The organism is Wenyingzhuangia aestuarii (genome assembly GCF_011927765.1).
GTDB classification, from domain to species: Bacteria; Bacteroidota; Bacteroidia; order Flavobacteriales; family Flavobacteriaceae; genus Wenyingzhuangia; species Wenyingzhuangia aestuarii.
This window is the reverse complement of sequence record NZ_JAATJG010000005.1, coordinates 188030-213228: the sequence shown is the minus strand read 5'-3', so window position 1 is coordinate 213228 and position 25199 is coordinate 188030. Positions and strand designations below refer to the sequence as shown.

Annotated in this window: 23 protein-coding genes; 13 read left to right on the top strand and 10 right to left on the bottom strand. The window is 31.5% G+C overall.

Annotated elements, in window-relative coordinates:
- Positions 1-17: 17 nt before the first annotated feature.
- Both ftsH and rsfS read right to left on the bottom strand, forming a co-directional pair.
- Positions 18-1997: an ATP-dependent zinc metalloprotease FtsH gene (ftsH, locus tag GGR97_RS06870; protein ID WP_167897781.1), complete on the bottom strand. Its 1980-nt coding sequence runs from the start codon at positions 1995-1997 to the stop codon at positions 18-20.
- A gap of 15 nt (positions 1998-2012) precedes the next feature.
- Complete coding sequence (rsfS, locus tag GGR97_RS06865; RefSeq protein ID WP_167897780.1) at positions 2013-2384, bottom strand: ribosome silencing factor; 372 nt, start codon at positions 2382-2384, stop codon at positions 2013-2015.
- Between the two features lie 76 nt (positions 2385-2460).
- Between rsfS and GGR97_RS06860 the strand changes: the two genes are divergently transcribed.
- Entirely contained in the window at positions 2461-3201 is a 741-nt protein-coding gene (locus GGR97_RS06860; protein ID WP_317165743.1) for a biotin--[acetyl-CoA-carboxylase] ligase, read from the top strand.
- On the opposite strand, the gene GGR97_RS06855 is transcribed toward GGR97_RS06860, so the two are convergent.
- Positions 3198-3587, bottom strand: a complete 390-nt coding sequence (locus GGR97_RS06855; RefSeq protein ID WP_167897778.1) for an SRPBCC family protein — start codon at positions 3585-3587, stop codon at positions 3198-3200. The two genes, GGR97_RS06860 and GGR97_RS06855, sit on opposite strands and share 4 nt — an antisense overlap.
- An 82-nt stretch (positions 3588-3669) precedes the next feature.
- Positions 3670-4320 carry an orotate phosphoribosyltransferase gene (pyrE, locus tag GGR97_RS06850; protein ID WP_167897777.1) on the bottom strand — a complete coding sequence of 217 codons (651 nt, stop codon included), beginning with the start codon at positions 4318-4320 and terminating at the stop codon, positions 3670-3672.
- A 7-nt stretch (positions 4321-4327) separates the two neighbouring features.
- Here pyrE and GGR97_RS06845 point away from each other — a divergent pair, with 7 nt between their 5' ends.
- From GGR97_RS06845 to GGR97_RS06815, 7 genes are all read left to right on the top strand, one after another.
- The gene (locus GGR97_RS06845; protein ID WP_245229466.1) at positions 4328-4933 is read left to right on the top strand and encodes an NUDIX hydrolase; all 606 of its coding nucleotides are present in this window, start codon (positions 4328-4330) and stop codon (positions 4931-4933) included.
- Between the two features lie 42 nt (positions 4934-4975).
- Complete coding sequence (locus tag GGR97_RS06840; protein ID WP_167897775.1) at positions 4976-6895, top strand: protein-disulfide reductase DsbD family protein; 1920 nt, start codon at positions 4976-4978, stop codon at positions 6893-6895.
- A gap of 61 nt (positions 6896-6956) precedes the next feature.
- Complete coding sequence (locus GGR97_RS06835; RefSeq protein ID WP_167897774.1) at positions 6957-7640, top strand: phosphatase PAP2 family protein; 684 nt, start codon at positions 6957-6959, stop codon at positions 7638-7640.
- Between the two features lie 4 nt (positions 7641-7644).
- Positions 7645-9219: an ArnT family glycosyltransferase gene (locus tag GGR97_RS06830; RefSeq protein WP_167897773.1), complete on the top strand. Its 1575-nt coding sequence runs from the start codon at positions 7645-7647 to the stop codon at positions 9217-9219.
- Between the two features lie 25 nt (positions 9220-9244).
- Positions 9245-10912, top strand: coding sequence for an ArnT family glycosyltransferase (locus GGR97_RS06825; protein WP_167897772.1), 1668 nt, complete (start codon positions 9245-9247; stop codon positions 10910-10912).
- Positions 10913-11001: 89 nt separating this feature from the next.
- Positions 11002-11949 (top strand): glycosyltransferase family 2 protein, encoded by a 948-nt coding sequence (locus GGR97_RS06820; RefSeq protein ID WP_167897771.1) that lies wholly within the window; start codon positions 11002-11004, stop codon positions 11947-11949.
- Entirely contained in the window at positions 11936-12820 is an 885-nt protein-coding gene (locus tag GGR97_RS06815; RefSeq protein WP_167897770.1) for a lysylphosphatidylglycerol synthase transmembrane domain-containing protein, read from the top strand. The genes GGR97_RS06820 and GGR97_RS06815 overlap by 14 nt, the downstream gene beginning before the upstream one ends.
- Before the next feature lie 2 nt (positions 12821-12822).
- Here the strand turns inward: GGR97_RS06815 and GGR97_RS06810 are convergent, their stop codons facing one another.
- Complete coding sequence (locus GGR97_RS06810) at positions 12823-13488, bottom strand: hypothetical protein (RefSeq protein ID WP_167897769.1); 666 nt, start codon at positions 13486-13488, stop codon at positions 12823-12825.
- Between the two features lie 12 nt (positions 13489-13500).
- Positions 13501-14109, bottom strand: a complete 609-nt coding sequence (locus tag GGR97_RS06805; protein ID WP_167897768.1) for a hypothetical protein — start codon at positions 14107-14109, stop codon at positions 13501-13503.
- Between the two features lie 253 nt (positions 14110-14362).
- Here GGR97_RS06805 and rpsA point away from each other — a divergent pair, with 253 nt between their 5' ends.
- Complete coding sequence (gene rpsA, locus GGR97_RS06800) at positions 14363-16153, top strand: 30S ribosomal protein S1 (RefSeq protein WP_167897767.1); 1791 nt, start codon at positions 14363-14365, stop codon at positions 16151-16153.
- Positions 16154-16270: 117 nt separating this feature from the next.
- The gene (locus GGR97_RS06795) at positions 16271-17125 is read left to right on the top strand and encodes an N-acetylglucosamine kinase (protein ID WP_167897766.1); all 855 of its coding nucleotides are present in this window, start codon (positions 16271-16273) and stop codon (positions 17123-17125) included.
- 59 nt (positions 17126-17184) lie between these two features.
- Here GGR97_RS06795 and GGR97_RS06790 read toward each other — a convergent pair whose 3' ends face one another.
- The 4 genes from GGR97_RS06790 to GGR97_RS06775 all read right to left on the bottom strand — a co-directional run bounded on the left by GGR97_RS06790 (position 17185) and on the right by GGR97_RS06775 (position 21221).
- A complete protein-coding gene (locus tag GGR97_RS06790) occupies positions 17185-17907 on the bottom strand; it encodes a hypothetical protein (RefSeq protein ID WP_167897765.1) in 723 nt (240 codons plus the stop codon).
- A 191-nt stretch (positions 17908-18098) separates the two neighbouring features.
- Positions 18099-19358: a UDP-N-acetylmuramoyl-tripeptide--D-alanyl-D-alanine ligase gene (locus tag GGR97_RS06785; protein WP_167897764.1), complete on the bottom strand. Its 1260-nt coding sequence runs from the start codon at positions 19356-19358 to the stop codon at positions 18099-18101.
- A gap of 5 nt (positions 19359-19363) precedes the next feature.
- Positions 19364-20068 carry a 16S rRNA (uracil(1498)-N(3))-methyltransferase gene (locus GGR97_RS06780; RefSeq protein ID WP_167897763.1) on the bottom strand — a complete coding sequence of 235 codons (705 nt, stop codon included), beginning with the start codon at positions 20066-20068 and terminating at the stop codon, positions 19364-19366.
- A gap of 4 nt (positions 20069-20072) precedes the next feature.
- A complete protein-coding gene (locus tag GGR97_RS06775; RefSeq protein WP_167897762.1) occupies positions 20073-21221 on the bottom strand; it encodes a transporter in 1149 nt (382 codons plus the stop codon).
- A 96-nt stretch (positions 21222-21317) separates the two neighbouring features.
- Between GGR97_RS06775 and GGR97_RS06770 the strand changes: the two genes are divergently transcribed.
- Genes GGR97_RS06770 through GGR97_RS06760 form a run of 3 tightly spaced genes read left to right on the top strand, consistent with a single transcriptional unit; the run spans position 21318 to position 25196 of the window.
- On the top strand, positions 21318-21572 hold the full coding sequence (locus GGR97_RS06770; RefSeq protein WP_245229465.1) for a DUF4834 family protein: 255 nt from the start codon (positions 21318-21320) through the stop codon (positions 21570-21572).
- A gap of 32 nt (positions 21573-21604) precedes the next feature.
- A complete protein-coding gene (locus tag GGR97_RS06765) occupies positions 21605-24007 on the top strand; it encodes a YfhO family protein (protein WP_167897761.1) in 2403 nt (800 codons plus the stop codon).
- 1 nt (position 24008) lies between these two features.
- Positions 24009-25196 (top strand): glycosyltransferase family 4 protein, encoded by a 1188-nt coding sequence (locus tag GGR97_RS06760; RefSeq protein ID WP_167897760.1) that lies wholly within the window; start codon positions 24009-24011, stop codon positions 25194-25196.
- The last annotated feature ends 3 nt before the right edge of the window (positions 25197-25199 follow it).

The following is a 25199-nucleotide window of genomic DNA, read 5'->3' as shown; positions in this document are numbered from 1 at the left end:
AATAATTTGCCTGATTTTTAACCTTCTACCTCAGAAGTTTCTTCTTCGGTTTCTTGTTCTTTTAATTTTTGTTCTAACTTTTCACCTTCGCTTAAAAATGCTCTCTTTCCAAAAATTTTGATTAAGTCATCTTTAAAAATAACTTCTTTTTCTAATAAACGATCTGCTAATTCAGTCAGTTTATCTTTGTTTTCGGTTAAGATGGCAATAGCTCTAAGGTATTGAGTCTCTATTAAGTTACTAATTTCTTCGTCAATTAGTTGTGCTGTGTTTTCGCTATAAGGTTTTGTAAAACCATATTCTTGTCCACTAGAATCGTAATAGGTTAAGTTCCCAACTTTATCGCTCAATCCATAAATACTTACCATGGCTCTAGCTTGTTTGGTTACTTTTTCCAAATCACTTAAAGCACCTGTAGAAATTTTGTTGAAAATAATTTTTTCAGCCGCTCTACCCGCTAAGGTAGCACACATTTCATCTAGCATTTGCTCTGTTTGCACAATCATTCTTTCTTCTGGTAAGTACCATGCTGCTCCTAAAGATTGACCTCTAGGTACAATAGTTACTTTAACCAAAGGAGCTGCGTGTTCTAACATCCAACTTGCAGTTGCGTGTCCAGCTTCGTGATAAGCAATAGTTTTCTTTTCTTTTGCAGAAATAATTTTGTTCTTCTTTTCTAATCCTCCAACAATTCTATCAACAGAGTCTAAAAAGTCTTCGTTTTCAATTGCCTTTTTGTTTTTTCTAGCAGCCATTAAAGCAGCTTCATTACAAAGGTTTGCTATATCTGCTCCAGAGAAACCAGGAGTTTGTTGCGCTAAGAAATCTACGTTTACATCATCACCTAACTTTAAAGGTTTTAAATGCACATTAAAAATGGCAGATCTTTCGTTTAAGTCTGGTAAGTCCACATAAATTTGTCTGTCAAATCTACCAGCACGCATTAAGGCTTTGTCTAATACATCTGCACGGTTGGTTGCTGCAATAACAATAACGTTTACATCAGTACCAAAACCATCCATTTCTGTTAACAATTGGTTCAAAGTGTTTTCACGCTCATCATTACCACCTGTCATGTTGTTTTTTCCTCTTGCTCTACCAATAGCATCAATTTCATCAATAAAAATGATAGATGGAGATTTTTGAGCAGCTTGTTTAAACAAGTCTCTAACTCTAGAGGCTCCTACACCTACAAACATTTCTACAAAGTCTGATCCTGATAACGAAAAGAAAGGTACTCCTGCTTCACCAGCAACAGCTTTTGCTAATAAAGTTTTACCTGTTCCAGGAGGTCCCACTAATAAAGCTCCTTTAGGAATTTTACCTCCTAAGTTTGTGTATTTTTCAGGGTTTTTTAAGAAGTCTACAATTTCTTGTACTTCTTCTTTAGCCCCAACAAGTCCGGCAACATCTTTAAAAGATACTTTTACCTTTTGTTTTTCATCAAACAACTTAGCTTTTGATTTTCCTATGTTGAAGATTTGTCCTCCAGCACCACCTCCTCCGGCACCACCAGACATTCTTCTCATAAAAAAGATCCATAGACCAAGTATTACAATAAATGGTAAAAATCCAATTAATGAATCAAATAAATCGGTTCTGTTGTCAAACTTAAGGTCAATAGCTAAATTGTATTCCTCTTTGTTTTCGTTGATTAAATTTTCAAAATTTTCTAAGCTACCAAAGTTGTAGGTTAAAACTGGCTTTGTAGGAGCCCAAGGCATTACATTGTCTTGTTGCTTAGATGCATTTAGTTTTTCTTGAGCCTCTTTGGTTAAATGAATTTCAGCGTAATCATTGTTAACAATAAAAATGTTTTCAATATCATTAGACCTTAACAATTCTTCAAACTTATTTCTAGAAATATCTGTGCTTGTAGCTGTATTTCCAAAAAAGTTAAATGATAGAATAACGGCTATAATAGCTGCGTAAATCCAATACGAATTGAATTTAGGCTTTATCCCATTGGGTTTAGGTTGATTTTTTTCTTTGCTCATTTGCTTGTATGCTTTTTAAGATTCCGAAGAAATTTTAGTGATTTTAGCATCACCCCATAATCCTTCAATATCGTAAAGTTCTCTTACGGGTTTTTGAAAAACATGAACGATTACATGGACATAATCCATTAAAATCCAATTAGCTTGGCTTTCCCCTTCTACGTGAAATGGTTTTTCTTGAGCTTCTTTTCCAACTATTTTTTGAACAGAACCAGAGATGGCACTTACATGAGTGTTTGATGTTCCTGTACAGACTACAAAATAGTCGCATATAGTGTTGTCAATTTCTCTTAAATCAATCAGTTGAATATCTTGACCTTTTACCTCGTCAATTCCTTTTATTACTGTAGAAATTAACTGATCGGTACTTACGTGTTTTTTAGACATTAAAAAATCTTTAGTTTTGTGGCAAAGTTATCGTTTTTTAAGCGATTCTTTATACTATTGTACTTATAATTTATACGTGAATATAATCAAACTTAATGCCATTGATTCTACAAGTCTTTTTTTGAAAGATTTGTCAAAGAAAGGATCTTTAGAAAATTTTACAACAGTTGTTGCTGATGCCCAATTTAAAGGCAAGGGGCAAATGAATACGCAGTGGCATTCTGCCGATGGAAAGAATTTACTTTTTACAGTTTATGTTGTGTTAACAGGCTTGTCCATTGGACTTGCTCCTTGTGTTAGTTTTTTAGCAGCGTTAAAAACAAGAGCTGTTTTAGATGAAATTTTAGGAACTAAAACAAAAATCCAGATAAAATGGCCTAACGACATAATGTCATATAATCAGAAAATTGCTGGAATTTTAGTAGAAAATAAAATTAAAAAAGACACAATTTCGGAAACTTTTATCGGAATTGGTTTAAATGTGAATCAGTTAGAATTTCCGGATTTTTTACCTAACGCAACTTCGATGTCTGCAATAAGTGGTGTAGATTATAATCGTGATACCATTTTAAAACAGATTTTAAATGAGTTTAAAAAAGTACTAACAGTTGATTATATTGTAGATAATAAGGAACTCATCAAAAAAGAATATTTATCGTATTTGTTTAAATTAAATATTCCATCTATGTTTAAAGATAAACAAGGAAATGTGTTTATGGCAAAAGTAATAAACGTTTCTGATGAAGGTTTACTAATTGTAGAAAAAGAAGATGAAGTACAATATTCCTATGCGGTTAAAGAAATAAGTTTTCTTTAAATATTTTTTAGGTTGTCACTAATTGCGTTGATAAAGTTAGTTAATGGTTTTTTTACCATCATAGCCATCATAGGATTAAATTTACCATCAAACAAAAGTTGAGCGGTAGCATTTGCATCATCAACAGAATTTAAAAGAATGGTTAAACTAAAGTCTAGTTTACTAGAAGCAGCTCCTAAGACTATTTTATTACTAGGTGTTTGCTCTTTTAAAACCAATCTAATTTCTGGCATTCCAGATAAAGCAAATAAGAAAGATTCTCCGTCTACTTTAAATTTTTCTATGTTACTAGGCATTAACTGTTCAAAGTTTTTTAAATCAGTTAAAAAAGAAAAAATAGTTTCAGTAGATTTTGCAATGCTAATTGTTGGAGTTTCTAATTTCATAAGAATGGGTTTCTATGGATACAAATATATAGAATAGATCTAAAAAAAGCATCTTAAAAATTAAGATGCTTTTTGGAGGTGTTTAGTCTTCTTCATTAGTCCATTTGTCTGGAGCTTTTCTCCAAGCTTGAACCAATGCTAATTCTTTAGCTGTAATGTAATTATCTTTAACAGCTTGTTCTAATAATATTTTATAGTTGCTTAAGGTTGTTAAGCTAACGTTTGCTTCTTTAAAGTTTTCATCAGCAATAGGAAACCCATATGTAAATATGGCCATCATTCCTTTTACGTTAACATCTGCTTCTTTTAAAGCTTCAACGGCTAATAAACTACTTTTTCCTGTGCTAATTAAATCCTCAACAACAACAACGTTAGAACCTTTTTCTAAATAACCTTCAATTTGGTTTTTTCTACCGTGTTTTTTAGGTTCTGGTCTTACGTATACAAAAGGAATTCCAAGCTCTTGTGCTACTAAAACTCCAATAGCAATAGCTCCAGTGGCTACACCTGCAATTACATCAGGTTTTCCGTAGTTTTCTTCTATGGCTTTGGCCATATTGGTTTTTAGAAAATTTCGAATCATTGGATAAGAAAGTGTAATTCTATTATCACAATAAATTGGAGATTTCCAACCCGAAGCCCACGTGAAAGGATCGTTAGGTTGTAGTTTAATAGCTTTTATTTTCAAAAGCTGTTCTGCGGTATTATTTGCTGTATCTTTGTTAAAAATCATAGTGCAAATGTATAAAGTTTTTATCAATGAAGTTCCAGTTTTTTTTACAGAAATGAATGCTAGTGTAGCTAGTTTTAAATCTGTTTTATATCAGGAACTTGATTGTCAGTTTCTTTTTGATGAGATCTCTAAAAATCCCGAGGTAAAAATAAATGTTATTTGTGACAATTTGGAGAATGATTGGCTCAATTTTCTGTTAAATTTCGAAGTTCGAGAAGCAGCAGGGGGTGTGGTGAAAAATAAGGCTGATGAGCTTCTTTGGATTTACCGATTTGACAAATGGGATTTACCTAAAGGACATATAGAAAAAGGAGAGTCTAAGGAAGTTGCAGCAATAAGAGAAGTTGAGGAGGAATGCAACGTTACGGGGCTTATTATAGATAAAGAGTTAGAAACTACTTATCATGTTTTTGAACATAAAGGTAAAAAAGTAATGAAAGTTACTTATTGGTTTTTAATGCATACTGAAATAGACAATCAAGCGTTAGTACCCCAAGAAGAAGAGGGAATTACCCAAGTTTGTTTTAAAAACAGACAAGATTCTTTACTTTGCTTATCTAATACTTATGGAAACATCAAACTATTAATGAAAGGAAGTATTATAAACTTGTAAAGAACTTATTAGATTATCGTCTTAGTATCAAATTATTTTTTCATGAAATTAACAATTCATTTATTCAGATTATTAACAATTTTTTCACTTGTAACTGCCACTGCTCAAGTTTTTGATCCTGTTTCTTGGACTACCTCGGTAGTGCAAAATAAAGAAGGAGAAATAGTTTTGGTTTCCACCGCAACTATAGAAGACGGTTGGCATTTATATAGTCAGTTTGTAGAAGATGGAGGACCTATACCTACTACGTTTTATTATCCAAAAGAAATTAACACTATTGGAAAAACATCTGAAGGAGAAGGTGAGGTTGTTGAGGATCCTACTTTTGGAATGAAATTAAAATATTTTGGGCATCAAGCAGAGTTCAAACAAGTGGTAGCGTTAAAAGAAGCTACATCTACCTTAAAAGGTTCTGTGGAATTTATGGTTTGTAATGATCAAATGTGTTTGCCTCCTAAAGAAGTAGATTTAATTTATGATGTATCTGCAGTTTATAAAACATCAGATGTAAAGGAAATTTCATCAACAGAAAATACGGAAAAGAAAAGTTACGGAATGTTGTTTTTACTAAGTTTTTTAGCAGGATTAACCGCTTTAATTACTCCATGTCTATTTCCTATGATTCCTATGACAGTGAGTTTTTTTACCAAACAAAGTAAAAGTAGAGCATTAGGAATTAGAAATGCCATTGTATATGGAGTCTGTATTATTTTAATTTATGTATTACTAGGAACAATAGTTGTGGCTACGTTTGGGCCAAGTGCTTTAAATGAGTTGTCTACAAATGTTATTTTTAACGTTGTGTTTTTTGTGATTTTATTATTTTTTGCATTTTCGTTTTTAGGGGCTTATGAATTGGTGTTACCAAGTTCTTGGGGAACTAAATTGGATGAAAAAGCGGATAAGGGTGGCTTTGTAGGGATTTTCTTTATGGCTATGGCTTTGGCTGTAGTTTCGTTTTCTTGTACAGGACCTATTGTTGGAACTGCTTTGGTAGAATCTGCCTCTCAAGGAGGAATTGCTCCTATTGTATCTATGTTAGGCTTTTCATCAGCAATAGCATTGCCATTTACTTTGTTTGCCATTTTTCCGGGTTGGATGAATTCTTTACCAAAATCTGGAGGTTGGCTAAATACGGTAAAAGTAGTTTTAGGATTTTTAGAGTTGGCATTGGCATTTAAATTTTTATCTAATGCAGATTTAGTATTACAGGCACATTGGTTAGAAAGAGAAGTGTTTATTGCAATTTGGATTGTAGTGTTCTTATTACTTGGATTGTATTTATTAGGTAAAATAAGATTGCCACACGATTATCAGGCTGTAGAAAAACTATCGGTAAGTAGATTGGTATTGGCTATGATTAGTTTTGTATTTGTGGCTTATATGATTCCTGGATTGTTTGGAGCACCCGTTAAAATAATAGGAGCATTTGTGCCTCCGTTAGAATATAGCGAATCGCCAAATGGATTAGGTGCTATACAAACTATAAGTAATAGTAATCATGGAGATTTACCAAAAGGTGCTCATATTATGGCTCCTTATAATATTTTAACTTTTAAAGATTACGATTTAGGCTTGGCTTATGCTAAAAAAGTAAACAAACCTGTTTTGTTAGATTTTACAGGGTATGCTTGTGTAAACTGTAGAAAAATGGAGCAAAACGTTTGGACAGATCCAGAGGTATTGGCTATTCTACAGCATAAAGTAGTCTTGATTTCCTTACATGTGGACGATAGGCAAGCTTTTGATGAGCAAGAAATATCTCCATTAACAGGAAAACCATATCGATATAAAGGTCAAAAATGGGCACATTTTCAAGAGCAGCGTTATAAAACCAATGCGCAACCTTATTATGTAGTTTTAGATGCTGATGGAAACGATGTTTCTAAGCCTGTAGGTTATACTCCTAATGTTACCAAATATTTAAATTGGTTGGAAAAAGGTGTTAAGAGTGCTCAGTAATTAAGTATTTCGTAAAACTGACTTAACTATTAGAATTTAGTAGAGCGTTAGCTTTGTATTTATGATAAATAAGTACAGTCAGCATAAATTTAGCGTTTTACTACCTTTTGTAGTTTTTCTAGTTGCTTCTATTTTCTTTTTCACCTATCCAAAAGGAGAAGTAGTTTTGTTGTTAAACAAACTTCATAGCCCTTTTTTAAACATTGTGTTTAAGAAATTAAGTAGTGTAGGAAATACCTTAAGTATCTTTTTATTTTTATTGATTGTATTAAGATTTAAATTAAAATATCTATACTTTTTTGTTTTAGCTTTTGCCATAGAATCTTTTGTGGTTATTCTGTGTAAACATTTAATCTTTGATGGTACTTTTAGACCTTATTTGTTTTTTAAAGAACAAGGACTTTTAAATACTCTTGATTTTGTACAAGGAGTTAAAATCAGAAAAACAGATTCTTTCCCTTCGGGACACACAGCCTATTCTTTTTTTATAGCCACTTTTTTTGCTTTAAAGTTAAATAAGATAAATACTGCAATAGTTATTTTCTTATTCGCTTCCTTAATAGGAATTTCTAGAATGTATTTGGTGCAACATTTTTTTGTGGATGTTTTTACAGGAGCCATTGTAGGAGTGTTAACTACTTGTATTGCCTATGTTCTAGTTTTTAGAACTGAAAAAAGTTGGTACAATTATAGGTTGACTATCAATCCTAAAAAAGAGGAATTTATAGTCTTAATAAACGATTAATAAGATGAATTTATTAGAATCTAAGTACACTTGGGTGTGGGTGTTTTTGTTTGTCTTTTTATTTTGTTTGTTTGGTGATGGCAATTCTATCATATATATATTAGACGAAGCTAAAAATAGCGAGGCAGCAAGGGAAATGTTGGTTAACGGAGATTGGTTTAAACCTACTTTTAACGGAGTCATAAGAACTGATAAACCTCCTTTTCATTATTTTTTTATGATGATAGGCTATAAGTTGTTTGGTGTAAATGCTTTGGGAGCACGTTTTTTCTCCGCTTTTTTTGGAGCATTAACAATTTTAATAACCTATTTGTCTGCTAAAAAGCATTTGGGAAATCAAGTAGCAAAAATAACTTTAGGGGTTTTATTATCTTCTTTTTATTTTATTCAAGAATTCCACTTGGCTGTACCCGATCCTTATTTAATTTTTTGGATGAGTTTAACGTTTTTTAGCTATATAGAATTTTATCTTTCTCAGAATAAAAAAGCATTGTTAGTTCTTTACACTGCTATTGGTTTTGGTGTGTTAACAAAAGGTCCTATAGCTATGGTAATGCCTGGTTTGGTAGCTTTTATTCATCTTATTTTATATAAAAAATTAAATGCCAATATATTTTTAAAGTTTAAGTTTTTTGAAGGAATACTTTGGATAGCTTTATTAAGTATTCCTTGGTTTTATGTTGCACACTTACATACAGATGGAGTTTTTACGGAAGGTTTTTTCTTTAAGCATAATTTAGAACGTTTTAGTGGAGAAATGGAAGGGCATGGTGGTGTGTTTTTAATTACCATTGGCTTTGTTATTTTAGGAATGTTCCCTTTTAGTTTGTGGGTTTTTAGAGCCATAAGCGCTGGTCTTAAACAAGCAAGAAAAAATATTTTTATCTACTACTGTACTTTAGTGGTTCTTGTTTTTGTAGGGTTCTTTTGTGTTTCTGCTACCAGATTACCTAATTATACAATGCCTTGTTATCCGTTTATAGCTATTGTATTGGCTTGGTGGTTAAGTAATGTATACAATAATCAAATAGTTGTAAAAGCAAAACATATGGAATGGATTGTTCTTATTCTAATAGCGCTAGCTTTCCCTATTGGTGGTTATGTGGCTTTGTCTCAAGAACTAGAATTAAGTACCAAAAGTTGGGTAGCTATTGTCTTGTTTTTTGTGCCTTTAGGGGTTGGATTTGCTTATCTGTATTTTTTAAAATCATCACTTAAAAAAAGTTTTTTATGCTTGGTGGCTACTTTTATGATGTTAAGTTTGGTGTTGTTTGGACTTATATTTCCTGAACTAACCAAAGAAACTCCCGTAGAAAAATACAAGCAAACTATAGGTAAAGAAATTCCTGTAGTTGTATATAAAAGAATGGATGCAGCTTTCCCTATCAATTTTAAGCGAACTTATAAAGTGGTTAATTCTATAGAAGAAGTTCGTGTTTTTTTTCAGGAACATCCCAACGGTGTGGTTATGACCAATACTAGAAATAAAAAAGAAATAAATCAATTAAGTATTTTTAAAGAATTATTTTCGCAAAAAAGTTTGTTTGAAAACCATACTACAAGAGTTTTTGGAAAATAAACAAACAAAAGATTCTTAAATAATTATGATTTTATCTAAAAAGGAGATCTACCTATTGTATGTTTTTTTGTTGTTGGTATATGTATGCGGATTGTTTATTCCTGTAATGGAAAACGATTCGGCACAACATGCAACCATGGCAATGAGAATGTATTTAGAAAATGATTTTTTGAATATATATAAAGGAACTAATGATTATTTAGACAAACCTCATATGCATTTTTGGCTAGCGGCTTTGTCTTTTAAAGTCTTTGGAATCCATGCTTGGTCTTACAAATTACCGGCATTAATTTTTACTTTTATAGGAGCGTTTTGCACCAATAAATTAGCCGTTCATTTTTATGGTAAAAAAATAAATCATATTGCCTCTTTGGTGTTTTTATCGGTACAAGCAGTCATCTTAGCTAATCACGATGTTAGAACCGATGCGGTGTTAACAGGAGCTATTGCCTTAGCCATTTATAATTTTGTAAAATATTTAGATACATCTAAAATTCAGAATTTAATTATTGGGTTTTTAGGCTTAGCAATTGGTTTTTCTAGCAAAGGTCAGTTGGCTGTATTTATTTGTGGAGTATTGTTATTTGTACATGTACTCTATACTAATAGATGGAAACAAGTTTTTTCTTGGAAAGTACTGGTAGGGCTAGTGGCTTACGTATTTTTTATAAGCCCCGTTTTATATGCTTATTATGTTCAGTTTGATTTGCATCCGGAAAAAGTCTTTAATGGATACTCAAATATTTCAGGAGTAAAATTTATTTTGTGGGATCAAAGTTTTAATAGATTAACCGCAACAGGTTTTAAAAATAACAGCCCTGATTATTTCTTTTTCTTTCATACCATTTTGTGGGCATTTTTACCCTGGCCAATTTTAATGTATGTGGGGATGTTTAGCAACCTTAAAAAAGCGATTGTTACTAGATTTAAAAAAATAGAAGGTTTTGAATTAATGAGTTCTTTAGGAGTTCTGCTGGTTTTGTTGGTAATTAGTACTTCTAAATTTAAATTACCACATTATTTAAATAGTTTATTCTCTGTAATGGCTGTTTTAGTAGTAGGTTATTTATGGAGTTTACATAAAAATAAAAAGTTTAAGCTATTAAACCGTTGGGCAAATTTTCAAATAGGACTGTTTTTGTTTTTAGGTGTGTTTGTGTTGGGCTTATCGTTTTGGGCATTTCCACTTTCTAGTTGGATGGTTGTGTTGGGAATTATCATCATTCTAGTTTTATTACTGATTTTTTGGTTTCAAGAAAAAGCACTGCCTTTTAGAAAATTAATAGTTTCTTCTGTAGGATTAATGGTGTTAATCAATTTTACGCTAAATACACAGTTTTATCCTAATTTGTTACAATATCAATCTGGAATTGTAGCTAGTAACATCATCAAAGAAAATAATATAGATGCAAATAAGTTGTATTTAAGAGAGGGTATAGAGGCTTGGTCGGTTAGTTTTTGTGCGCATAAAAATTTAAAAAGAGTTGCTGTTACTAATATGTTTACTCAAGTCAAAAAAGGAGAATGGGTGTATTTAGAAGAGGCTTCTTTTTTAGAAACTAAAAAAGCAGGAATACAATGGTCTACTGTGTATCCTCTAGAGCATTATAGAATTACTAGATTAAAGTTAAAGTTCTTAAATCCTAAGTCTAGACCAGAAACGCTAAGAAAAAGATATCTGGTACAACGATAATTTTAAAAAAGCAAAATGATTATTTAGCAAACAACTTATCTCCGTTTTCAAGATTATGAGTAAGTTTGTCGAATCGAAATAAAAGTAAGATGAGTAAAACGAGTTTATTATCTATTGTAGTTCCTGTTTATAACGAAGAGGGAAATGTTACTTTGTTAACAGATAATATAGATAAAGGTTTAGAAGGGTACAATTATGAGATTATTTACATTGATGATTGTTCTACAGATAACACACGTAAAGAAGTAAAAGAACTAAACCATCCGAAAGTTATTTTGGTTGAGCTTAGAAAAAATTACGGACAAAGTTCTGCCATTGCAGCAGGTATAGACATTGCTAAAGGTGAGTATATTATTACTATGGATGGAGATTTGCAAAATGATCCATCGGACTTACCAGCTATGTTAGATAAGTTGATTGATGAAGACTTGGATATGATTACAGGGATTCGTCAAAAAAGAAAAGACAATTTTGTAAGAACGTTGCCTTCTAAAATAGCAAATTACATTATTAGAAAAACAACAGGATTACATATTACAGATCACGGTTGTGCTATTAAAATATTTACAGCAGAAACAGCTAAGGGATTAAAATTATACGGAGAAATGCACCGTTTTATTTCTTTGGTAACGTTTATGAATGGGGCAAGAATATCGGAAATGCCAGTAAAACATCATGCACGTCAATTTGGAGTTTCTAAATACGGATTAGGAAGAACTTTTAAAGTAATTAACGACTTGTTGTTAATTTTGTTTCAAAGAAAATACATGCAAAAACCTATTTACTTATTTGGTAACATAGGGTTGGTATTTGCAGGAGCAGGAATGTTAATTAACTTTTACTTGTTAATTGTAAAATTGATGGGTGAAGATATTTGGGGAAGACCCTTACTAATATTAGGAGTAATGTTGGTAGTGATGGGGATTCAGTTTTTTACTGTTGGAATTATTATAGATTTATTGATGAAAACTTATTATGAATCTCAAGATAAACGACCTTATAACTTAAGAAAAGTAACAACTTTTGAAAAAGCCTAGGTTAAAAAAAATAGCAGGAAGCGTTTTAAAAATAGGAGTGAGTGTGCTCCTATTTTATTTTGTGGTTACCAAAATTTCTTTTGCAGATGTGCTTACTATTATTAAAAATAGTCATCTGTTTTTAATCCTTGCAAGTGGTATCTTTTTGTTGGCTTCTCAGTGGGTTTCTTCTATTCGGTTGAATACTTTTTTTCATTCTTTAGGCTATTATTTATCTGCCAAAAGCAATCATATTTTATATGCTATAGGAATGTTTTATAATTTTTTTATTCCTGGAGGAATAGGAGGTGATGCCTACAAGGTATATAAACTTCATAAAAAATTTGATTGGAGTGTTAAAAAATTATCAGCGGCTATTTTTATTGACCGTTTTTCGGGCTTATCAGCTATAGGAATGTTACTAGTTCTTTTAGCCATTCCTTTTGTGCAATCTTTAGGTTGGTTTTCTTCTAATAGTATTTTATATACTTTAGGTGTTTTGTTGTTTTTGCTAGTTCCATTACTATCTTTATTATTGGTGCAAAAACTATTTCCATCGTTTAAAAACGTGTACTTTAAAACGTTGCTTTATTCTTTATTAGTACAGAGTTTACAATTGGTTTCTGTGTACTGTTTGGTAATTAATTTTGGAGTAAGTTCCGATTTGATTTCTTATTTATTCATCTTTTTAATTTCGGTCATCTTATCCATTGTGTCTTTTGCGGGAATTGGAGTAAGAGAATTTGTGTTTTATCAAGCAGCAGATGTTTTGCATTACAATAAAGATATTTCTGTAGCCATTGGTTTACTCTTTACTTTTTTAACAGCTATTTTATCATTAATAGGGGTGTTTTTTCAAATCAAAAAAATAGATTTAAAAAAGGTGAAGTAAAACTACTCATTTATATATACAACACTTTTGCTAATACTAGAGAAGATAGGAATATTTATGATTACACTGTTAGCTTCATAATTATCATTTGAAACATAACTGCTAGTAGATATATAAAGTGGGTAACGATAATTATCATAAAAACCAGTAGGCTTTTTTAATACCAAACCAATTTTAGATTCATAAATGTTAGTCTCCGTATTTAATACAGCTTTTATATTGTCGTGATTTATATATAAATTTTTATAATATGGAGAGGTTTGTATTTCTTCTTCGGTTAATTCTCCAGAAGTTAATTCAGGATATTTTTCTATAACTTTTAAATTTATGATATCACTATCTATTTCATCACTTCTGTGTAAGGAGTAATAAAAAGAAGTAGCTTTTGTAGATTTAAAAATATTGTAAGAATCAGTAGCGTTTTCTTGATAAATGCTGTTTAAATTTAGAGATAGCTTTAATGTATCTCCAACTTTGTAATAAGCGGTATCATTTACAACTTTAGATTCTAAAATGGAAAGAGCCACGGGAGTTGAAAAATAAAAACTCTGTTTGTTAGAAATGTCTTTAGAAAAGTCAGTTGTTTCATCGTAATAATAGTCGTCATAATAATAATCACAACTAAAAAATACGGCTATCAAAACACTAAATATAAATATCTTTTTCATTTTATCAATTTTTTAAAATCTATAACCAACTCCCATTTTAAAATAACCAAAGACAGTGTCTGGCTTTTTAGAAAATACATGATTCCCAATACCAAAGGAATAATCAAAGCTAAATTTTTTATCAAGTAAATACTTGGTTCCAACTCCAGCAGAAAGCATTACATTGTTTTCATTTGTTTTTTTTCTATCAAGAACGTAATCATTATTGTTATCCAAATATCTATAACTAATCATTCTAGAATTGTATCCATATCCAAGAACACCTTCTGTAAAATGTCTTACTTTAATGTTGTTATCAAAAAACAAATAGAATAGACTATGTGTGATAAAGTATTTAAAATAATATCTACCCTTTAGGTTTAAACCAAATTTGTTTTTTTCTAAGTCATCGTTATAGTAGAAATCATCAGGGAATAAAGAAATAGTTGCTGAAGCGATAAGACTAAAATGATCAGAGGATTGGAATTCATAACCAATTTCAGTCATAGAATTATAACGAGAAATGTTAGATCCTATAAAAATTTCATTTCTATTTTCTAGGTGAGGTTTCTCAATAGAACTACTATTCTGTCCCATAACCATACCACAGGTTAAGAGATAGAAATAGATTAAATATTTCATCACAGTTTTTTTAACAAACATAAATATTTTACCTTTTTATTGTTGATGTTAACCTAAAAATAATTGGAAATTATAAAGTCTAATTTTCTGATTAACTGATGGTTTAGCTTTAAAAATAATTTGTATATTTGCAGTCCTTTTTAGCGAGCTAGGTTTAAGAAAGGATTGAAAAATATTTAAAAATAACATCTTTAGTTGTTGTTACTCGCTTTTTAAAACTGATTATCAGCTAGATACAAATTATTTTAGACACATGTCTGAAGAAAACACAAACGCAGTAGAAGCTCAAGAGCAAGAAACTGTACAAGTAAACCCACAACAATTTTTAGCAGATTTTAACTGGCATAAATACGAAGAAGGTATTGATGAAGTTGATGAGGCTCAATTAAAAGAGTTTGATGCTGCATTAGAAGGAACTGTAGGTTTCGTAAACGAGCGCGATGTAATTGAAGGAACTGTAGTTCGTATTACTGACCGTGACGCGATCATCGATATTAACTCTAAATCAGAAGGAGTTATTTCTTTAAACGAATTCCGTTACAACCCTAACTTAGCTGTTGGAGATAAAGTAGAGGTTTTAGTTGATAGAAGAGAAGATCACTCAGGACAATTAGTATTGTCTCACAAAAAAGCAAGAGTAATCAAAGCTTGGGATAGAGTAATTGCTGCTCAAGAATCTGGTGAAGTAGTTAACGGATACGTTAAGTGTAGAACTAGAGGAGGTATGATTGTTGATGTTTTTGGAATTGAAGCATTCTTACCAGGATCTCAAATTGATGTTAAGCCAATTAGAGATTACGATCAGTACGTAGACAAAACAATGGAATTCAAAGTTGTGAAAATCAACCACGAATTTAAGAACGTTGTTGTATCTCACAAAGCTCTTATCGAGGCTGATATCGAAGTTCAGAAGAGAGAAATCATTTCTGGATTAGAAAAAGGTCAAGTATTAGAAGGTATTGTTAAAAACGTTACTTCTTACGGTGTATTCGTAGATTTAGGAGGAGTAGATGGTTTAATTCACATTACTGACTTATCATGGTCTAGAATCAACCACCCATCTGAGGTTGTTGAATTAGATCAAAAATTAAACGTTGTAATCTTAGACTTTGATGACAAGAAAACTAGAATCCAATTAGGATTAAAGCAATTGTCTCAACACCCTTGGGATGCTTTAAGTGCTGACTTAAATGTTGGAGATAAAGTAAAAGGTAAAGTTGTTGTTTTAGCTGACTACGGTGCATTCATCGAGGTTGCTGAAGGAGTTGAAGGATTAATTCACGTTTCTGAAATGTCTTGGTCTACTCACTTACGTTCTGCTCAAGATTTCGTAAAAGTAGGAGATGAGGTTGATGCGCAAATCTTAACTTTAGATAGAGAAGAGCGTAAAATGTCATTAGGTATCAAGCAATTACACCCAGATCCTTGGGCTGATATTACTGCTAAGTATCCTGTAGGATCAACTCATTCTGGAGTTGTTCGTAACTACACTAACTTTGGAGTATTTGTTGAGTTAGAAGAAGGAATTGATGGATTGGTATACATTTCTGATTTATCTTGGACTAAGAAAATTAAGCACCCATCTGACTTTGTTGCTGTAGGTGATAAATTAGATGTTCAAGTGTTAGAATTAGACGTTGAAAACAGAAAATTAAACTTAGGACACAAACAAACTCAAGATAACCCTTGGGATGCTCACGAAGCTACGTTTGCTTTAAACACTGATCACGAAGGAACAGTTAAGGAGAAAACAGACAAAGGAGCAGTTGTTGATTTCGCAGGTGGAGTTGAAGCTTTCGTACCAGGTCGTTTATTAGAAAAAGAAGACGGTTCTAAAATTAACAAAGGAGATACTGCAATTTTTAAAGTAATTGAGTTCTCTAAAGAATTTAGAAGAATTGTTGCTTCTCACACAGCTACTTTTAAAGAAGCTGAAGCTAAGAACATTAAGGCTCAAGCTAAAAAGGTTGAATCTTCTGAAAAATCAACTTTCGGAGATATCGCTGGTTTAGCAGACTTAAAGAAAAAAATGGAAGGGAAATAATATTTCTTTCTTTTGAAATACTAAAAAGCTGATTTGATGATTCAAATCAGCTTTTTTTATGGAACATATTTGTATATTTACAGCACTTTTTTAACAAACCAAACTAAATAAAAACATATGATATTAATTGCTGACGGGGGTTCTACTAAGGTAGATTGGATTGCTCTTAATAAAGATAAATCAGAAAAGTTTAAAACAAGATCAGAAGGATTAAATCCTGCTATTGTTGATAAAAATCTTTTAGAAAAAAGAGTACTAATAAATCCTGAAATTGGACCTGTTGTAGATGAGGTTACTCAAGTGTTTTTTTATGGGGCGGGTTGTGGTACTGCCAAAGCAATTAAAACACTAACAGAAGTTTTTACAAAGGTGTTTAAAAATGCAGAAGTTGTAGTTGCCGAAGATATGTTGGCGGCTGTATATGCAGCTTCAGAAGCAGAACCTGCAATTGTATGTATTCTAGGTACAGGATCTAATAGTTGTTATTTTGATGGTGAAGTAAATCATAGTTGTTCTGTTTCTTTAGGATGGGCAATTATGGATGAGGCTAGTGGTAATTATTTTGGTAAAAAGTTAATCAGAGATTACTATTATAAAATAATGCCAGAAGAAATAAGATTAAAGTTTGCTGCGGATTATAATTTAGAGGCAGATTATATAAAGCATGAATTGTATAGAGGTGATGCTCCTAATACTTATTTAGCAACACATGCTGCTTTTATGTTTGAGTTTAAAGACCATGATTATATTACTGGTTTAATTGAAAAGGGAGTAGATGAATTTTTCCGTTATAGAGTTTTACCTTACGGTAAGGGAAAAGAAACACCTATTTATTTTATAGGTTCTGTAGCGTACTATTTTTCAAATATTATAGAAAAGGTAGCTACTAAATTTGATTTGAATTTTGCAGGAGCTATCCAAAGACCTATTGATAATATGATTGCTTATCACAAAAAATACTTAATTAACTAAATGTTAATCACCAATACTAAAAAAGGATACTAAATTATTTAGTATCCTTTTTTTTAAGCTTATCGTCTATAGCTGTTACTATTCTTTCTGTAACTACTAGAGCTAGATTCCTTCTTGGTAGTTTCTTTTTTAGTTTTCTGCTTTGTAAACTCTCTTTTTTTAGAAGAGTTATCTATTTTATCTTTACGTTTAGAACTATTGCTTGAGTAATATCTTTCAGGGGATTTTTTAGTTGTATTTCTATTGTATGAATAATGTCTTACAGGAGTTTTTTTAACTACATAAGCGTGGTGATGTCTTGTAGGTTTTTTATAATGTCTGCTTATAGGTTTGTAATGGTAGTTAATTCTGTTTACAGATCCCGTACAAACATAGTTTCTTCCATAATTAGTGTACTGAATGTTTAAATTACCAATAGCCTGTACATATCCAGATCTGTTGTATCTAATAGCTACGCTACCTACTCTATTTACTCTACCGTTGTAATCGTAATAAATAGATGTGTTGTCAATTCTAACAATATCACCATACCTGTTTCTTTGGATATAAGGTGCGTAATTACGACCAGAATTAAAACTCACATTAACAAATGAAGTGTTGATATTTACTCTAGAGGTTCTTGGGTTGATGATGTTAAAATCAAATTCCCCATTTTTAAATATGGCATACTCAACTCCATTTTCTATAAAAACAAAAGGAGTATCATTACTATATGTTGTGGTTGCAGATGCTGTTGCTGTAATCAAAAAACAAGAAGCAAAAAATAAGAATAACTTTTTCATGATCTACTATTTTAAATGGAACAATGTCTCTTTATTTCAAGTGACTTAACATGGGTTAGAATCCAAAGAGCATGCCATAAATCTATTAGCTAGATTGGTGTAGTGTTTATTGTCTTGTTTTTCAGTATGTTGTTTAATAAAAAAGGGCTTAAAGAATAAGTTCTTTAAGCCCTTTTTAGAAGTATATTATTTTATAAAATATCTAAAACTCTTTCCAGAGCCATACCTCTAGATCCTTTAATTAAGAGCGTATGATTGTTAAAATTTAAAGGAAAATTGTCTTTTAATTCATCAAAAGAAGCAAAGAAATGAGCTCCGTTTTGTTTTTGTTGATAAAAGTTTTCACCTATAAAAATAATGGTATCAAATTTACTGTCTAAAGCTTTTTTAACAATGTTTTTGTGTTCGGTGGCACTAGTGCTTCCTAATTCAAACATATCACCTAAAATCACTGATTTATGAACTTCGTCAAGTGAGTTTAAATTATCCAAAGCGGCCTCCATACTTGTAGGATTGGCATTGTAGGCATCTAAAATTATTTGATTGCCATTTTTTTGAATAATTTGAGAACGATTGTTTTCTGGAATATAACTTTCTATGGCTTTTTTAATATTTTCATCAGCAATGTTAAAGTGGTTTCCTATGGTTATGGCAGCAATAATATTATTGTAATTGTATTTACCAATTAGGTTGGATTGAATTACATGATTGTCATAAGCTAACTGAACGTAAGGGGTTAATTCTAGCAAAGGAGTTTCGTGTGGATTTATAAAAATACATTCACAGTATTCTGCTTCATCAACCATTCTTTGCTCTTCCTGATTCACAAAAGCAGTTCCTTCTGAATTGGCGATGTAATTGTACATTTCGGATTTTCCTTGTATAATTCCTTCTTCAGATCCAAAGCCTTCTAAATGGGCTTTTCCAAAATTGGTAATGTATCCGTAGTTTGGTGCAGCAATAAAACATAAATGTTGAATTTCTTTTAAATGATTGGCACCCATTTCTACCACTCCAATTTCAGTTTTGGCAGTCATGCTTAATAAGGTAAGAGGAACTCCAATATGGTTGTTTAAATTACCAACAGTAGCAGTTACATTGTATTGTGTTGCTAACACTTCTCTAATTAATTCCTTAGTAGTTGTTTTACCATTACTACCCGTTAAAGCAATAATAGGAATGGCTAAATATTCTCTGTGATAATGTGCTAATTGCTGAAGTTTGTCTAATACATTAGGGACTAAAATAGTTCTATGGTCTATGTAAAATTCTTCTTCATCAATAACAACATAAGCAGCACCTTGTTCTAAAGCTTGTTTGGCAAAAGTATTGGCATTAAATCGTTCTCCTTTTAAGGCAAAAAAAATAGCCCCTTGGGTTATTTTTCTAGTATCGGTAGTAAAGTTTTGTTTTTGATTTAAAAACAATTCATGTAGTTCTAGTGTTTTCATAGATACTATAATAAGGTCATTAAAGAAGAGATGTAAATTCCTGCAGTTTCGGTTCTTAGTCTATTGTTTCCTAAGGTTACTGGAATAAAATTAGATTGAATTGCTTTGTTTATTTCCTTAGGTGTAAAATCACCCTCGGGTCCTACTAATACTAAAATATCATTTGTAGGTTTGGCAATGTGTTGTAAATATTGTTTGTTGTTTTCGTCTTCGCAATGTGCTATATATTTCTGAGTAGCATTTTGTTTGCTTAAAAACTCATCAAAAGAAATAGCTTGGTTTAAAATAGGAACATGAAATTGTAAAGATTGTTTTACAGCAGAGTGAATAATTTTATTCATTCTGTCTAATTTAATCACTTTTCGTTCTGAATTTTTACAGATAATAGGAGTAATTTCATCAATTCCAATTTCTACTGCTTTTTCTAAAAACCATTCGTACCTATCGTTTAATTTGGTAGGAGCAATGGCAATGTGTAGGTGAAAAGGTCTGTTTTTTTCTTTAAACTCAACAGAGTTAACTGTTACGGTACATTTTTTCTCGTTGGCTAAACTAATTTCTGTTGTAAAAAAAGATCCTTTCCCATTGGTAATATAAACAGGATCTCCTTCTTTTTTTCTAAGCACCTTTATTAAATGTCTACTTTCGTCTTTATCAAAAGTAAAAGTAGTATCCGTAGGTTGTATATGTTCGCTAATAGATAATATCATCAGATTAATAACTTAAGATTACGTCGTCCATTTCTTTCTTTTTTACTTTACGCTTTTTGCTTCGTTTGCGTTCTTTTTCTTTTTTCTTACGCTCTTTTTCTTCACGCTTTAATCTTTCCTCTTCTTCTTTTCTGTCTTTTTCCTCTTGCTTTCTTAAGGCTTCATCTTGTTGTCTAAAGTATTCGTTCAGAATTTCTTCTTTGGTTTTGTTTTTTTCGTCTAACAAAATTTCATCAACAAACTCTTCTTCTTTTTTCTCCACTTTTTTGCGGATAATAGGTTTTGGTTCTTCCTCTTTTTTTACATCAATATATTCCCATCTGTCATAATGATTATCTATCCTGTAAGAAGCATTAATTCCAAATTCAGATCCTCTGGTGTTTTTACCAGTAGCCAGATTATAGTGTACTGCAACAGAAAAATCTCTATTTACTAAAAAAGGGGTTCCTACTCCTATATTAAAATAGTTAAAATCTTTAAGGTTGTGATATCTAGCTTCTAGATAAGGATTAAATCTTTTTGCCATTACATAAGAAGAAGATAGTGTGTAAATAAATTCTGGCATATCTCCTCCAATGTATTTGTAATCAAACTGATTGTTAATTCTAACTTTTTGATTAATGTGGTTTTGGGCAATAATACTGGTAGAAAGTGTAGTACTCCCCCCGTTGCTAAAATTTAAATTGGTTAATGGGGTGTTTATTTGAAGTTTTGCAGCTATACTAGGTATTAGTCCATTGTATTTAAAACCATATCTTCTTTTCCAACTTTTTTTAACTGCTGGACTTTCTTTTTGTATGTGTTGGTAGATTAAATATTTTAACCCCACAGAAAGTATTTCTGTACCTGTAATATTACTATTGGTTGCATTAAAATTTTGAGTGGTGAATATATGATCCAAAGAGGCCTCTAATTTTTCTTTCCAAAATCCATATCTCATATTAAAATTGTTGCTATAAGAATTAGATTCAATATGTTGACTGTCTAAGCTATTGTATAGAACCGTGTTTTCAAACTGCAAAACATTTGTTCCTAAAGCATACGGGGTTTCTGTATGCCCAGGTTTGTTAGAGTTTATAATGTTTGTGTACTGAGCGTAATTTGTAGCAGTATAAAGGAAAAAACAAAAAAAGCTTAAGAGGAATCTGTTCATGTATACAAAAAATTATAGCTGTAAATATAATATTTTATACTGGGGTGGTCGGGTTCGTTTTCAAATTATTATTTTTGGGGAACAAAAGATTTTTTAATGCAAGAAGCAAGTTTTATGGGATTGATTAGAACCCTAGTGATTATAATAGCAGTATACTATGTTCTTAAGTTTTTTATGAAGTATATTGCTCCGATTTTATTGGTGAAGTATGTGCAGAAACAGACAGGACAACAAGTCCAAAAAGAGCCGGTAACAAAAGAAGGTACAACTACTATTGATAAAAAACCACAAGAAAGAAACATTGTGAATGACAATGTTGGAGAGTATGTGGATTATGAAGAGGTAGATTAACTCCAAAAAATTAGATTTTGAAAAACAACAAAATGTTGAAACAGATAGCTGTTTACATAGGAGTACTTGTCACTTTTTGTGTAGTAGCTCTTTTTTATTTTAAGCCAGTTTTAAGTGGAGACAAACTTTTTCAGAGCGATATTGCTCAGTTTAGAGGAATGTCTAAAGAATTAAATGATTTTAGAGAGCAAAAAGGAGAAGAGGCTTTTTGGACAGATGCTGCTTTTGGTGGAATGCCATCGTATCAGTTAAGTACTTATTATCCGCACAATTATTTAAAAACTGTAGATAGTCTTATTCGCTTTTTACCAAGACCTGCAGATTATTTGTTTTTATATTTTGTAGGGTTCTTTGTATTGTTAACCGTTTTAAAATTCGATTGGAAATTGGCCTTAATAGGTTCTCTTGCTTTTGGGTTTTCAACTTATTTTATTATTATTTTAGGAGTAGGGCACAATGCAAAAGCACATGCTATAGGATACATTCCATTGGTGTTGTCTGGAATGTTGTTGCTGTTTCAACGTAAATTCTTAGTTGGATTTGTGTTAACAGCTGTAGCCATGGGACTTGAAATTCAGACAAGTCACCCACAAATGACTTATTACTTGGTGTTTTTATTAATTATTACAGGATTGTTTTATGTGTTAACTCAAATGAAACAAGGAGCTATCAAACAAGTTATTAAGCCTATTTCTTTTGCTGTTGTAGCTATGCTAATTGGGTTGTTAATGAATGCTCAAAGTTTATTAGCAACCAAAGAATATGCAGAACATAGTACACGTAGTAAAAGTGAGTTAACGATTAGTCCTGATGGTAAATCTAAAAAAGCATCTACAGGATTGTCTAAAGATTACATTACTGAATATAGTTATGGAATTTTAGAAACTTTAAATCTAATCATCCCTAGATTAACAGGTGGAGCAAATAGCGAAGATTTAGGAACAGACTCTAACACATACAAATTTTTAGCACCTAAAATAGGAGCTAGTCAAGCAGCAAATTTTTCTAAAAATGTACCTACCTATTGGGGAAGTCAGCCAATAGTAGCTGCCCCTGCTTACATAGGAGTGGTGTTTGTATTGTTGTTTTTTGTTGGAGCTTTTTTGGTAAAAGGTTGGTTAAAGAAAGGATTGATAGCGGCTACTATTTTTTCTATTTTAATGAGTTGGGGTAAAAACTTTGGTTTTTTAACCGATTTATTTATTGATTTTGTTCCGTTGTATAACAAATTTAGAGCCGTATCCTCTATACAAGTTATTGCAGAAGTTTGTATTCCTTTGTTAGGAATGTTAGCATTAAAAGAGTTGTTTTCTGATGAGGTTTCAAAATCAGAAAAAATAGAAGCCCTTAAAAAAGGAGGAGGAATTGTAGGAGGAATTGTCGTTGTTTTTGGATTGTTAGGAGGATTGTTTTATTCTTTTGTAGGAGGAAATGATGCTTATTACAATCAACAAATTCCAGGATTTATAGGAGCTTTGCAAGCGGATAGAAAAGCCATTCTATTAGCAGATAGTATCCGTTCTATAGTTTTAGTAGCTCTTACCCTTGGAATTGTTTGGGTGGTATTAACTGATAAGCTCAAAAAACAATATGGAATTCTTGTTTTAGGATTGGTATTGTTGTTTGATACCATGGGAGTTGCCAAAAGATATGTAAACGATGATGATTTTTTACCGGCTTATAAAGTAGAAAAACCTTTTTCTAAAACATCGATAGACAAACAAATATTACAAGACAAAGGTCATTATAGAGTGGTGAATTTAGTAGGGAACTTTATGAGTGATGGAGCGACCTCTTATTATCATAAATCTATTGGAGGTTATCACGCTGCAAAGTTGAGAAGATATCAAGAATTGGTAGATTTTCAATTGTCTAAAAATAACATGGAAGTGTTTAATATGCTAAACACTAAATATTTTATTACTCCTAACGAAAAAGGAGAAAAGCAAGTACAACGTAATCCCGATGCGAATGGAAATGCTTGGTTTACAAGTAATATTATAGAAGTTAACAATGCTAACGAAGAAATTTTAGCGCTGTCAGATTTTGATGCTAAGAACGATGTGGTTGTGAATACCAATGAGTTTTCCGTAGCTAAAGTAGTTCAAGATACTACCGCAGTTGTAACTTTAAAATCTTACCAAGCCAATCAATTAATTTATGAGTATCAATCTGAAAAACCACAGTTATTGGTGTTTTCAGAAATTTATTACCAACCAGGATGGAATGCTTATATAGATGGAGCGTTTACGCCACATTTTAGAGCCAATTACGTGTTAAGAGCTATGAATGTTCCTGCAGGAAAGCATGTGATTGAATTTAAATTTGAACCACAAGTAATTCAACAAGGAAGCATGATTAGTTTGTTGGGGTATGGTTTGTTGATTGTATTATCAGGATTGTTATTTTATGTGACTTCAAAAAACAAAAAATAACATGCGTATAGGAATGATTTTAGACAAAACGTTTCCACCCGATGTAAGGGTAGAAAACGAAGCATCAACCTTGGTAAAACAAGGGCACGATGTCTTTCTGTTTTGTTTAAAATATGATGAGCATCAATCCCAAAAAGAAGTGATCAACGGAATTCAAGTTTGTCGTTACCCTTCTAATAAATTAGAGTATAAATTATCGGCATTGGCTTACACTATTCCGTTTTATACTTGGATAATGGCTAAAAAAATACAGTCATTCATCAAAACACATCAAATAGAAGTTTTACATATTCACGATATTAGAATTGCAGAAGCGGTTTTTGAAGCCAATCAAAAAAGCAAACTAAAAACCGTGTTAGATTTGCATGACAACCTACCAGAAATCATGCAGTTCTATCCACATTTGCAAAAATTCCCAGGTAAGTACATTATTTCTCCTAAAAAATGGAAAGTAAAAGAAGAGGAGTTTATTCAAAAGGCCGATAAGGTAATTACAGTTTCTCCAGAGTTTGTGAATGAGGTGGTGACTAGAACTAAAATTGCCAAAAACAAAATAGTTTTGGTTCCAAATACCATCAGAAAAAGTTTTTATGATGAGGCTGTTACAGAAGTGTCTATTTTAGAAAAGTACAAAGATTGTTTTGTGATTTTATATTTAGGAGATACACATTTAAGAAGAGGTTTACAAACAGCAATTAGTGCCGTATCAACGTTGTCTAAAAAAATTGCGAATCTAAAATTGGTGATTGTAGGAAGCAATACTACAGATGCTATTTTAAAACAACAAGTATCGGATTTAGGAGTAGAAAAATATGTAGATTTTGAAGGTTGGCAAAACGTAGCTTTATTTCCATCGTATATAAAAGCAAGTACGGTTTGCATTTCTCCGTTGCATAGAAATATTCAGCACGATGTGGCTTATGCAAATAAATTGTTTCAATACATGAGTTTTGAAAAACCTGTTTTAGTAAGCAATGCCATTGCGCAAAAAACATTGATTGAAAAGGTAGATGCTGGTTGGGTACATGCAGATAAAGATGTGGCCGATTTTACAGAAAAAGTATTACAATTGGCAAACAACCCTGAATTAAGAATTCAGAAAGGAAAGAATGGAAGCAAGTTTGTGAAAGAAGAATTTGTATGGGAAAAAACGTCTAAACAATTGGTAGAATTATATAATCAACTATAGATC